The sequence below is a fragment of the [Phormidium] sp. LEGE 05292 genome (assembly GCF_015207735.1).
Lineage (GTDB): Bacteria > Cyanobacteriota > Cyanobacteriia > Cyanobacteriales > Aerosakkonemataceae > Floridanema.
This window is the reverse complement of the sequence record NZ_JADEWG010000020.1, coordinates 20042-32702: the sequence shown is the minus strand read 5'-3', so window position 1 is coordinate 32702 and position 12661 is coordinate 20042. Positions and strand designations below refer to the sequence as shown.

12 protein-coding genes and 2 pseudogenes are annotated in these 12661 nt (G+C 40.2%); 10 read left to right on the top strand and 4 right to left on the bottom strand.

What is annotated here, in order from left to right:
* Nucleotides 1-6 precede the first annotated feature (6 nt).
* The 10 genes and pseudogenes from IQ264_RS08330 (at nt 7) to IQ264_RS33845 (ending at nt 8412) form a co-directional block, all read left to right on the top strand.
* Complete coding sequence (locus tag IQ264_RS08330) at nt 7-399, top strand: hypothetical protein (protein WP_193980295.1); 393 nt, start codon at nt 7-9, stop codon at nt 397-399.
* Between the two features lie 26 nt (nt 400-425).
* Nucleotides 426-569: a hypothetical protein gene (locus IQ264_RS08325; RefSeq protein WP_193980294.1), complete on the top strand. Its 144-nt coding sequence runs from the start codon at nt 426-428 to the stop codon at nt 567-569.
* A complete protein-coding gene (locus IQ264_RS08320; protein WP_193980293.1) occupies nt 541-774 on the top strand; it encodes a HEAT repeat domain-containing protein in 234 nt (77 codons plus the stop codon). The genes IQ264_RS08325 and IQ264_RS08320 overlap by 29 nt, the downstream gene beginning before the upstream one ends.
* Nucleotides 775-833: 59 nt before the next feature.
* Nucleotides 834-1943 (top strand): YbjN domain-containing protein, encoded by a 1110-nt coding sequence (locus IQ264_RS08315; RefSeq protein WP_193980292.1) that lies wholly within the window; start codon nt 834-836, stop codon nt 1941-1943.
* Nucleotides 1944-2001: 58 nt separating this feature from the next.
* Nucleotides 2002-2433, top strand: a complete 432-nt coding sequence (locus IQ264_RS08310; RefSeq protein WP_193980291.1) for a GPW/gp25 family protein — start codon at nt 2002-2004, stop codon at nt 2431-2433.
* Complete coding sequence (locus IQ264_RS08305) at nt 2423-4657, top strand: putative baseplate assembly protein (RefSeq protein ID WP_193980290.1); 2235 nt, start codon at nt 2423-2425, stop codon at nt 4655-4657. Before IQ264_RS08310 ends, IQ264_RS08305 begins: the two co-directional genes overlap by 11 nt.
* A 26-nt stretch (nt 4658-4683) precedes the next feature.
* On the top strand, nt 4684-5700 hold the full coding sequence (locus IQ264_RS08300) for a phage tail protein (RefSeq protein ID WP_193980289.1): 1017 nt from the start codon (nt 4684-4686) through the stop codon (nt 5698-5700).
* A 289-nt stretch (nt 5701-5989) separates the two neighbouring features.
* Nucleotides 5990-6679, top strand: a pseudogene (locus tag IQ264_RS08295) (IS4 family transposase); the annotation flags it as partial.
* A 47-nt stretch (nt 6680-6726) separates the two neighbouring features.
* Nucleotides 6727-7836 (top strand): annotated as a pseudogene (locus IQ264_RS33850) (class I tRNA ligase family protein); the annotation flags it as partial.
* Nucleotides 7813-8412, top strand: a complete 600-nt coding sequence (locus IQ264_RS33845; protein ID WP_413470338.1) for a class I tRNA ligase family protein — start codon at nt 7813-7815, stop codon at nt 8410-8412. The pseudogene IQ264_RS33850 and the gene IQ264_RS33845, both read left to right, overlap by 24 nt.
* 315 nt (nt 8413-8727) lie before the next feature.
* On the opposite strand, the gene IQ264_RS08285 is transcribed toward IQ264_RS33845, so the two are convergent.
* Genes IQ264_RS08285 through IQ264_RS08270 form a run of 4 tightly spaced genes read right to left on the bottom strand, consistent with a single transcriptional unit; the run spans nt 8728 to nt 12659 of the window.
* Nucleotides 8728-10917, bottom strand: a complete 2190-nt coding sequence (locus IQ264_RS08285; protein WP_193980288.1) for an FtsK/SpoIIIE domain-containing protein — start codon at nt 10915-10917, stop codon at nt 8728-8730.
* Nucleotides 10918-10953: 36 nt separating this feature from the next.
* A complete protein-coding gene (locus IQ264_RS08280; protein WP_193980287.1) occupies nt 10954-11232 on the bottom strand; it encodes a hypothetical protein in 279 nt (92 codons plus the stop codon).
* A 7-nt stretch (nt 11233-11239) separates the two neighbouring features.
* Complete coding sequence (locus tag IQ264_RS08275; RefSeq protein WP_193980286.1) at nt 11240-11641, bottom strand: hypothetical protein; 402 nt, start codon at nt 11639-11641, stop codon at nt 11240-11242.
* The gene (locus tag IQ264_RS08270) at nt 11601-12659 is read right to left on the bottom strand and encodes a hypothetical protein (protein ID WP_193980285.1); all 1059 of its coding nucleotides are present in this window, start codon (nt 12657-12659) and stop codon (nt 11601-11603) included. The genes IQ264_RS08275 and IQ264_RS08270 overlap by 41 nt, the downstream gene beginning before the upstream one ends.
* Nucleotides 12660-12661: the final 2 nt, after the last annotated feature.

The window sequence follows — 12661 nt, the reverse complement described above, 5'->3', positions numbered from 1 at the left end:
TAATTTATGTACACGAAATTAGTTCCGCTCAAAATACCTGGTGGTTGGGCTGTTATTCATAATTCTTTTGGAGACGAAGATCCAGTTGTTCGTAATGGGTCTGTTATTAATGATGAATTTTATAACGAGGATTTATTATCAATAGAACGTCTTCAGTTCAATGGAACAGATTGGGTTACGGCTCAGAAGGGACACATACTAGATCTTGGCTGGTATCCTGAATCAGATCCGCAAGGCTGTTACCGTCTCACACTGCTTCGAGAAGATTGGAATAATGTGGTACTGAGATTTGAATCAAGGGAGCGGGAGAAGATTCGTGTTGTTATTGAACGATGTTTTGATTTAATTACTCAAGGTGTTGATGACAAAGATATTTCGCGTTTAATAGAGTTAGATTAATCATTTCTAAACTTTTAAAAGTTGCTGTGTCAGCGCTTCAACAATTAGAAACTGAAGGTAAAATCAGAATATACAATCCCGAACAAGTTGCAGAAATGATTCAGCAAAATTCCAAGAAAAAAATTAGTAAGCAAGCTAACAATGTCAAAGACGCAATGGAGAAAAGTTGAGGCATTAATTACTCTGCTTCTGGAAGATGAAGATGTTTATGTGCGTATTTTTGCAGCTGACTCGCTTTTGGCACTAAATCGTCCCAGACTACTTGAAGTTTGGAAACAAGCTTTGGAGGATGAAAGCACTTACATAATTGAAATAGCAAATAAAGCACTTCAGAATTTACAAAACCATGAAGAATTAATAAAGGTTAGGGGATGAAAATTTAGAATTATGTGTTGAATTATCAAGCAAAATAATTAATTACAAAATAACCATACATGATGACAAAGACGGAAAATTACCAACCTGACAGCGATTTAACGTTGCACGATCGCACCGACTCCCCCCTAACCGTTCGCGCCACAAATCTATCCCTAACAAAACAAGAAGACCAACTAATCGAATGTCGTCTCACCCTCTCTGTCAACCCAGAACTCTACCAACGCATCGACACTCAATCCTTATTCAACCTTAAGTCAGAATTGCGCGGCGCTTTAAAAAGCGAATTCCTACCTTCACCCGACATCTTTATCGAAATTAGTTTAAAACCCGACTTACTACCGCACCTGGTAGAACACGCCGCAAATCCTAACGAAGTTGCAAACTATCTCCTCAATATAAGCACTGAAAAACCCGACGAGCCCCTACTTTCAACACAAAATTGGTTGGGGTTATCCGTCAAACAGCAACAGGAATCAGGCGAAATTGGTTACACTACTTTTTGGAATTATATTAATCCTTCTGCTCTGGCTTCTGGTGGAATTAATAGCGAAGAAGTTGGGGATGCGATCGCCAATTTCTTCAAAGAATGGACACAAGCAAATCTCTCGGCAATGACTCAGACAGGTACTTCTGAAATACTTGAGGGAATCGTCAATTTTTTTGCAGAAGTAGCTGATGTTGCTGTGGATACAATCGCTCAATCCACCACTATCGACGGACAGATCTTTGGGGAAATGGTTAACTTTTTCCAACAAGATGAATGGCCTTTTTACCAAATTGAAGGACTGCCTGTTTTACAAATGATTTTTCAAGGTGATAATGGTAAATGGACTTGTTTGGCTAGAGCCAGAGAACAACAACAGCAAATGGTATTTTACTCTATTTTTCCCGTAAATATTCCCGAAAATAAGCGACTGGCTGTAGCAGAATTTATTACTAGAGCTAATTATGGGATGATTATTGGCAATTTTGAATTAGATTTCAGCGATGGGGAAATTCGCTATAAAACTAGCATTGATGTGGAAGGCGATCGACTCAGTTTTGGTTTAATCAAAAGGTTGGTTTATGCCAATGTTACCATGATGGATGAATATTTACCGGGGATTATGTCGATTATTTATGGGGAAGCAGAAGCAGGAGAGGCGATCGCAAAAATAGAAACTTAACCCATTCCTTTTTCACCTAACTAAATGATAAAATATATAATCTGCAAAAATATCTATTATGCCCGAAGAATATTATTATCAACAAAATGATTACATCGGTTCAGGATTGGCATTCCCGTTACAAATAAATGTACAGGGTGGTATTCAACTTAGTTCTAGCACCCCCAATATTGAAGAATCGATAATCATTATCCTCCGAACGGATTTAGGAGAGCGAGTTTACAGACCAAACTTTGGTTCGCGCCTCTCAGAATTGGTGTTTGAACCAATGAACGTTCAAACTCTCCTATTAATTCGTTTATACGTAGAAGAAGCTTTGGAAATGTGGGAACCCCGCATTACATTAAAAGAAGTAAGGGCCGATCCTGACCCTATCAGAGGTAAAGTAGATATCATTATTGAATATCAACCCAAAGATAGCCCTGATACTCGTAGTTTAGTTTATCCCTTTTATCTATCGCCTGTAGGGGAAAACGCCCGTGAATTTTGACTTTTTACCAGAATTACCTAAATCAAATCTGGACGATCGAACTTTTAATGACCTAGTAGAAGAATGTATTCTTCGCATTCCTCGCTATTGTCCAGAATGGACGAATCATAACCCAGGAGATCCGGGAATTACTTTGATTGAATTGTTTGCTTGGTTAACTGACCAAATGTTATTGAGATTCAATCAAGTTCCTCGACGAAATTATGTCGCTTTTTTAGAATTGCTGGGTATTCGCCTCTTACCACCAGCACCAGCTTGGTGTGAACTTACCTTTTACCTCAGCAAAGCTCAGTCTCAAGCAATTGTAATTCCTTATTCAACGGAAGTTGCTACAGTGCGGACGGAAACCCAAGAAGCGGTGATATTTAGTACCGATCGCGAATTAATCATTGGCAATCCAAAAATTAGGCATTTTCTCACAGCTGTAACTGAAGAAGATACACCGCAAAATTTAAGCGATCGCACTCCTACAAACAACCAATGGTGGAACCTAGAAGAAACACTTTTATTTGAGCAATCTAGTTTTAATAATTGTTTTTATTTGGTTTTAACTGAAGAAGATTTAGAAAGTCCAATTATCGGAAATGTCATAGCTATTACCTTTAAAGGAGAAGCAGCTAGAACTACCGGAATTAACCCAGACGATCCCCCGCTAAAGTGGGAAGCTTGGAATGGTAGCAATTGGCAATCAACAATTTTGCGCCAAAGAGAAGATGATAAAACTAGAGGTTTTAGTTTTGACAGATTAGCGCAACAAGGAACTAATTCCTTGAATGATGGAGCCGATGTCGTGCTACACTTACCCCAACAATGGCCGATCGCAGATTTTGGCACAGGTTATAGCGGTCATTGGATACGTTGCGTCTACACCCGTCCGAGAGAAATACAACCAAGTTATAGCAGTTCTCCCAGTATAGTTGGTTTAGCTGTCCGATCGATCGGCGGAGCAGTTAATGCTAGCGAATGCGTGCGAATTGAAAACGAACTTTTAGGGGTGAGTGATGGTAAACCAGGACAAGCATTTGAACTGCAAGGAAAACCAGTTTTAGAACGTAAAGAAGGCGAATGTATTGCAGTTAAACCAATTAATGGCGGACTGGAAATTTGGACAGAAGTTGCCGATTTTGCTGACTCTACACCTGACGATCGACACTATACAATTGATTCCCAAACTGGTGTAATTCAATTTGGCCCTTTGATTCGAGAACCAGCACAAATTAAACAACAAACCCAACAGCGATCGCAAATTCAACCAGTGGGAAGAATAGTGAGGCGAGACAGTAGAGAAGTGCGAAATTTAGCGATCATACAACCATCATCTTTAGCCAGTGAAGCATTAGAGCGACAATATGGCAAAGTTCCCCCTCCAGGATCAGAAATTTATATGGTTGCTTACCGCACTGGAGGAGGTAGTCGCGGTAACGTTCAAGCCGAAAAACTCTCCGTTGTCAAACAAGCAATTCCCTACATTAAAAACGTCATCAATTATGAACCAGCAAGGGAAGGAATTGATGCCGAGTCATTAGATGAAGCCGTTATTCGAGTACCACAAATATTGCGAACTCGTGAATGTGCTGTCACTCCCGAAGATTTTGAAAACGTAGCCAAAGCAGCATCTAGGACAATAGCTCGCGCTCACTGTATTACCGATCCAGCCACTGCCACACCGGGAATTGTACCATTACTAATAGTACCAAAAGTTAATACAGACACATTTTCTTTTCGGCGCGGAATGAACCCTGATGAATACTTTACTCTCAATACGCAATTATCAACAGAAATCTTAAAATATATGCAAGACCGCAAACCTTTAGGAGTACAAGTGAAATTACAAGAACCTGAATATGTGGGAGTAAGTGTCAGAACGGAAGTAACCATAGATCCAAAATATAATAATCCTCGTGCTCAAGAAGAAATGCGATCTACATTGCTGGTTAACTTATATCGCTTTTTAAATCCTCTCATTGGTGGCGTAGAAAGCAAAGGTTGGGATTTAGGCCGCCCCTTGTATACCTCAGATATTATTGCCTTATGTCAAAAAATTCCTGGTGTCCGGTATTTAGGAACTGTAGAACTATTTGAAATCCGTAAGTATGGGACAAATTGGTTTGTTACAGATGAACCACAATCAATAGTTAATCCAGGTTCTTTAGGGTTGATTTGTTCTTGGGCAGATGAAGGCAATGGACTGCAATCTGGTCATGTTATTGAATTATATTTATAGTGGGCAATTAAATTCTAGATGGCCGAATGACCCAAGCAAATTATCGTCCAACTTTAGCTTTAAAACTCGCCTCCATGCAACCCCCAGAGGCAGTTGATACCTCAGCATTAGCAAGCTTTGCGGGAAATGATAAAGAAGAAGCGATCGCCCACAACTTGCTATTACATCCCGGAGAGCCAGGTGAAATGTTAGTACAATTGGAAAACTTGGGTTCTCACCCACTAAGGTGGAAATTAGTAATTGAGGGAGACTTTCCCGACAATTGGTGTAATTGGCATCAAGAAGAAGCAGAAGAAATTGCTCCTAGCCAAAAAATAGATCGAGAATTGTCCTTTCAAGTTCCAGAAGACTTTTTTGAGAATCAATTTGCTTTGCTCGGTAGGAAAGCACGATTACAAGTTAACTATGAAGCTCAAGTTTATGTTTATGGAGAAGAGGAAACTCAACAACAATTAATTTGTTATCGAGTTTTCAATCTTTGTGTTCGCCCTAATAGTTCTTACCTAAATTTTCTGCCAACAATTTATCGTGAAATAGACTTTATGGGGCGATTTATTGCTATTTTTGAGCAAGCATTTGACCCCGCAGTTCAAACAATAGATGTACTCTGGGCATACTTAGACCCTTTGACAGCACCAGAAGCAATGCTTCCCTTTCTTGCAAATTGGGTAGCTTGGCCTATGGAACAACGTTGGGATTCTAAACAGCAACGTCGTTTAATTCGCAATGCCGTAACTCTTTATCGCTGGCATGGAACGCGCAGAGGTTTGCGTTATTACTTACATCTTTATACAGGTTTACCTTTAAATGAAGACCTACCAGAATCGGAAAAACATATAAGTATAGAAGAAATATTTAGTCAAGGTTTCGTTTTGGGAAAAACTTTTATAGGTCAGGATTCTATGTTGGGAGGTACACGCCCTTTTCACTTTATTGTGCGGTTACGTTCTGATAGTCCAGAGCAAATAGATGAACAATTAGTTCGAGATATTATTGAACGAGAAAAACCAGCTTTTTGTACTTACGATCTTGAGCTTATATAAACGTTGAATATGCGATAGCTATGGCAACTAATAGCCAATTAAAGTTAAGAGCTAATCAAACAATTGTGAAAGCTATGATTTTTCCGACAATTTAGTAACGGTTTGCTGAATTTCAATTAAAATTTTCTCTTTCGACTGTTCCCCTATCTTTGGTTTTTGAAAAAGTTCAACTTTTCATCCCCAAATCAGCTTCTTGAATCAGTTTGTGAGAAATGCGGGTATTAGCGATCGCACAATTTGTGAGAAATGCGGGAGTCGCAAAACAACTTTTCTTTTGTCCAAAGTCCAATTTTTAGGTGGTCTTAGATTAATGGCCATTGATGGTACTGTCTTTGATGTCCCGGATACCGCAGCTAATGCCAGAGTTTTTGGTTATCCCGGAACTAAACCTGGCACACAAGCGGCTTTTCCCAAAGTCCGGCTGGTGTTCTTAGTCGAATTAGGAACTCATGCCATTTGTCATGCACTATTGAGCCCCTATCGTCTGGGAGAAAGAAAACGAGTTAGAGGGTTACTCACTGCGGTGGGGGAAGGAATGCTTTTACTGTGGGATAGAGGATTGCATTCTTTTAAGATGGTCAAAGCTACTTTAGCTCGTGGTAGTCATATTCTAGGCCGAGTGCCAGCGCAGGTAAAGTTTGAAGTGGTGAAAGTTCTGGCTGATGGTTCATATCTTAGTTGGATTGCACCTGACCGAGAATCTCAAAAAAAAGGGGCTACCCGGATGAGAGTCAGAGTAATTGAGTATGTAATTCAAGAGAATGGCAGAGAGCAAATTTACCGTTTGATTACTGATTTAATGGATATCTCTTTGTTTCCAGCTTTAGTCTTAGCTCAAGAATACCATTCTCGGTGGGAGGCGGAAAATACTTTAGACGAATTGAAGACTCACCTTTTGGGTCGAAAAATTCTGATTCGTTCTCTTAAACCTCGTTTAGTGGTACAAGAGATTTATGGTTGGTTATTAGCACATTATTCGTAGGAAATGTGTATGCCTTCACGGGAGCGGACATCTACGGTCGCTTTATGGCGATGAACGGTAGGGATGTTTTTGAGCCGATGGGGTTTGATGCTTTCGGCATTCACAGCGAGAACTTTGCGATTAAGAAAGGGATTCATCCCGAACAATTGACAGCACGGAATATAGAACGATTTCGAGAAACCCAGTTGAAGCGCATTGGCAATCGCTTCTGCTGGAATCACGAAGTTCAAACCACCAGTCCGGCATATTACAAGTGGACGCAGTGGATTTTCTTGCAGTTGTTCAAAGCCGGATTAGCCGAACGCAAGAAAGCATCGGTCAATTGGTGTCCGTCCTGCAAAACCGTATTGGCGGATGAGCAAGCGATCGCAGGGGAATGCGAACGTTGTAGTGCGATCGTTATCCAGCGAGAGTTGGAGCAATGGTTTTTCAACATTACCCGCTATGCTCAACGCTTGTTGGATAATTTGGAGCATTTGGACTGGTCAGAACGGGTAAAAACAGCACAGCGTAACTGGATCGGTCGTTCTGAACATGACGGTACAGTACACTATCACTTGCGGGATTGGTTGATTTCTAGGCAACGCTATTGGGGACCGCCAATTCCAATTATCTATTGCCAGACTTGCGGTGTGGTTCCGGTTCCAGAAGACCAATTGCCCGTTGAGTTGCCCCAAACGCAGGACTGGTTGCCGAAAGGAACAGGCAATTCTCCCTTGGCAAACATTCCTGAATTTGTGAATACAACCTGTCCGTGCTGCAATGGTGCGGCGCGACGTGAAACTGATGTGTCGGATAACTTTTTGGATTCGGCTTGGTATTTCTTGCGTTATCCCTCCAGCCATTGTTCGGATGTTCCGTTTGACCCACAAATTACTGCAACTTGGTTGCCCGTAGATATGTACATTGGTGGGGCAGAACATTCAGTATTGCATCTGTTGTACAGTCGCTTCATCACAATGGTGTTGCACGATTTGGGATACATTCCCTTTGCGGAACCCTTTCGATGCTTCCGCGCTCATGGTTTGCTCACCAAAGATGGAGCCAAGATGAGTAAATCTAAAGGGAATGTGGTGAATCCCGACCAGTATATTGAGGAATACGGTGCAGACACATTGCGAACGTATTTGATGTTTTTGGGTCCTTATGACCAAGGAGGTGTCTTCTTGGAGCGCGGGATTGCAGGAATACAGCGTTTTTTGAATCGGGTTTGGCAATTGGTGATGAAATATCAAGACTCGCTCCCATCCGATGAATTGGATGTCGAATCCCAAGAGGACTTGCATCAAACCATTTACAAGGTGAGAGAAGATATTCAAGCCTTGAAGTATAACACTGCGATCGCTTCCTTGATGAGTTATCTCAACACCTTGGAAGCCAAAGAATATCTCTCTCAAGTAGAAATCAAGTCATATTTGTTGATGTTGGCTCCCTTTGCACCCCACATTACCGAGGAGCTTTGGAGTCGTATGGGTGAATCTTATTCTATTCATCAACAATCATTCCCTCAAGCTAATCCAAAGTTTCTTGTACAAGCGCAAGTAACAATTGCGGTTCAAATCAACGGACGGACTCGAACCACGCTCCAGCTTGCTCCTGATGCCTCCCAGGAAGAGGCGGTTGCGTTGGCAAAACAGTCACAATCCTTGCAGCGTTATCTTAACGAGCCAGAAGTTCGTCGTGTGGTTGGCTCTTCCGTACTTAGGTTGATAAATTTTGCTAATCAATGACTTGTATTATGACAGTGAAAGTGAAATTATTCCCGATAAGCTTGATTGATTAGTTCCTGAATTTCTAACCCCACGTTTTGACATTTTTTGACATTAAAGCTTGTTAAACAATAAGTTACTTCGCGCAAATTCGTCGCGAAATACTTTTTTTTTTTCAAAGTTTAATCTTTTTCCAAAGTCCAATAATCTAGAGAAAGAAGATTCTGCATCATCAACTCCTGATTAATTTTAGAGATAAAGTCCGACTAATTTTTCGGATGGATATAAGTACATTCGCGAGTGCGTATGCCTAGAAAGAATTATGCAAACTGCTAATCAAATTTTACCAACATTATTCCATTCTGGTTCCCACTGCCTAATCAAATCATCTTCTAACTTAATCCTATCGACTTCCTGAAGACAAACAATCCAACCAATATAAATTTCAATTCCCTTTACTAAAGCCTCTTCAATATTAGCCAGTTTATGATGCGGATAGCGTGAAGAATTTATTCGCAAATTGATTGTCGTATCACCCTCAGTCCTGCCCACATAAAACAACCTTCGATAATCGCCACTAAAAATTAAATAAACTCCTGGATTATGCGATAGCCATTGTCGCTTGTCATAAGCTTTAGCAGGCAAAGAACGCAAGAAATTTCCCAGCTCAGAACTGCTATTAATTTTAGCTAACATATCTTCATACATTACCGAAGCATCTTGATAACGCGCATCAGTTCCACTCTTAGTAATTCCCCAGCCAATCAGGATGATTTGTGTTTTATTCAATCCGCGCTTTTTCATAGTTTTAAATAAGTGCAAGTTTTCGGCTTGAGAACGATTAGAAAACAAATTAGCTTTCTTAACTCCACCAAGTTCATTTAGCAGTTGTTCCGCCCAATCAGGGGTATCAATCTCGGTGGTGGTGGAGATGGTGGAATTGGTGGAACCCTTGCGTACTGCTGGTGGAAGCTGGTGGAGGTTTGGTGGAGTTGCAGTGGAGGACTGGTGGGTAACTGGAGAACAATTGCTATTATTCCCACCAGTTCCACCATTACTTTTACTCCATTCTATAGCCGGGAAAATATCATCTAAAAGCAACGATTGAAGTCTGACAATACTACTAGCATCTTGATAAAGTAAGTCACCTCTACCAAGTAAATGATGAGCGTTAGCACCCGCACCGAGAAGAATTTTACTATCCCCTTCGCTCTTGACCTTCAATGCAATTCTGCCTGGTAAATTGCTGCGTAATATTGGTGTAACAATATCCTTATCAGGTCGTTGAGTAGCTAATATCAAATGTATGCCAGCTTCCCTAGCTTTCGGACCCAACTTTTTACAACTAGATTCGATAGCTGCTTTATCAGCTGAAACCAACATGAAATCAGCGAATTCATCATAAATTACAATAATTCTCGGTAATAAGTTACCAGTAATTTGCAAATATTCCTCAATATTTTCACAACCATTGGCTTCAAACAATTCGTACCTAGATTCCATCTCTTCCGCCATATCAGCTAGAATACCAATAGCCGATTTACTATCTTTGATAATCGGACAATGTAACCAAGGTAAGTTAGCGAATTGATTGAACTTAGTTCGTTTCGGATCGACAATAATCAACTGCACTTGTTGTGGTAAATAAGACCAAATGGTACTAGCAATAATCGCCTTTAGTAATTCAGTTTTTCCACTTCCGGTAGTACCACCAATCAAAAAGTGACAGGTATCAGTATTAGTTAAATCGGCATAAACTAACTCACCATTTAGGTTAACACCAATAGCAATTAACAACGATTCTACTAATTGAGGACAAAAACTTATATAATCAGAGAAAGCTAAAATTTGTCTTTCAGTTCTAGGAATGTCGATCGCTACATAACCACCATCTCTACTAATAAATGGTGTATACTTCAATGCTAATTCGGCTGCTAAATCCTCAGCTAATGCTTTAACTGTATTAATTCTTTGTGGTTTAAGCGATTGATTTAGTTTGATATGACAGCGAACAAAACTAGCACCAACTAACGAACCAATCCAATTAGCTGATACACCAAACTTTGCTAAAGCAGCAATCAATCCGATTGGGTCTTCTTGCGGCTGTGGTGGTGCTGATTGTTGATATTGCTGATTTAACTGCTCGTCACCGTTAGGTGATAATTCTTCTAATTCTTCATCATTTTCAAACTGTGGAATATAGTAGCGTTGGTCAATAATAGCTTGACCGCTAACGACAGCATCCATTAAATTTGCATAAATGAACGCCTTGGCTTTCTCCGATACCCGTTGATAAGCAGCTTCTCTAAGAATACGAATTGAAAAAGCGATCGCTCTAATTGCTGCACCAAAGCAACCAATAGCGATAATTAACTTAGTAGCAGGTTGCCAAGTATCGCCTTGAGGAATACAAGCAGCAACAATCACTCCAACAATTGAAATAACGCTCAAACATACAGAATGAGTTTTTCTTTCATCATCAGTTCGAGGGTTAAAGAAGTCTAGAGGGTTAGTAGGTACTCGCATTTTTTAAGGGGGTTAGGGAAGATTCAAATTTTGCATTTAAACCCAAGCTAAAATTACACCTATTAAGCCTGCGATAGCTAATAAAGCAATCAAAACTAATAGCCCTTTAATGTCACTTTTAGTAACAGACTCTACGATTGTCGGAAATGCGATCGTACTAGCTAACGCTATCACTAACAAAGCAATAATCGCTCCTTGAATGATTAAGGAAACTGTGCCAATTCTCGTATCAATGCCAGCTATTCTAGCTATTGAAGAAAGTAAAAAAAAGCCGGACATTCCGGCTGCAAATAATCCAAATAGAAGACGATTCATGATGCAATTAGTTGTTGAAAAATCCAAATTCTGATAAAAAACTACCAGTGTATTGACCAACGACTTGTTTAGCTTGAGAATTAGATTGACGCAAGCCATGTCGTGATTTAGCATGGCGACCAGCTAATTCGTTAATACGTTTACCAGCTTTTTCTCGACCTTCAACTAACATCGTTTGGTGCTTGGCTCGTTCCAAATTGTAAGCTGAAGTATAGACATCCATCCTAGCTTCTGAAGCATCACCTTTCGCTAAAGCTTTTAATCCTTTTTTGGTAGTTTTCTCCAGTGCTGATAGATGTTTAGCTCGTGCTTCTGCGGCAAGACATTGTTCTTTATCTAAGCTAATGTATTCTGGTTCTACCCAGTTTTCAGCAAAGTACTCGTTCCCGTAAATTCCCCGATCGCTCATTGAATTTCACCTCGTTTTGGTTAGTGTTTTGTGGTAGTTGTTTGACATCGAATTCTGATAGAAATGCTTGAGTATAACTACCAGAATTACTCGCATTATTAGATTGCTTCAATGATGCCGTTGCAGTTTGATGTCGTTTGGCTAACTCATCGATCTGTAGTGCATATTTCTGCCTCCCTTGTTTAATCGTCTGTTGATTCTTTAGTTGTTCAATTTCATATTTGCGAGTAGCTAAATCCAGTTCGTTTAACGAACGATGTGCGGCAATATTCGCCTTTAATCCTTTGATGGTGGCATTTACATCAACCATTTCATTAAGTGGCTTTGGTTGATAGTTGCGATGTGGAAGAAAGTCAATTTCTGAATTATGATAACTGTTCTTCGGATTCCTTGGATTTAAGTCATCCAAAAACAATTGACGATAATCTTGATGGCGAACCAATACCTCCAAACGTTCCCGTTCTAATTGTTCTCTACCTGCTTTTAGTTCGGCTTGAACATCTGCTAAATCTGCCAAATATTGCTGATACGCATGATTGATTTCTCGCCTTGCTGCTACTTCCCTTGGTGGGCAAGAGAAGCAGATTTCATAATTACGAACTGGCTTGTTAGTGGGAGTGCCATGAGGATGATATTCGTCAAAAATATCCTCACTTTCATGGTACATATAAACGGATAAACCGCTAGTTTGTGCTGCTTTGATATCGTCATCAGACAAGAAAGGTTCGTGATGTTCTAAATGACGATGCCAAATAGCGATCGCAGCTTCATCACTCCACCTAAATTCAAACCTATCACGTTGATTTTTGGCAATGTTTGGTAATTGTTTAACCGTGCCATCTTTGAGGATAATGCCACCAATCTCATTCTGATTTTTCTGTCGTTTACAAATGCTTTTGATAGCATCGATTTGACGAGGTGTTAGCGTAGTTTCGTATGACTTTTGAGAAGGAGAATGATGGCGACAAGTACAAGTGCATTCATCACCTTGAGAATTGGTGTATCGATAATTAGTCATGG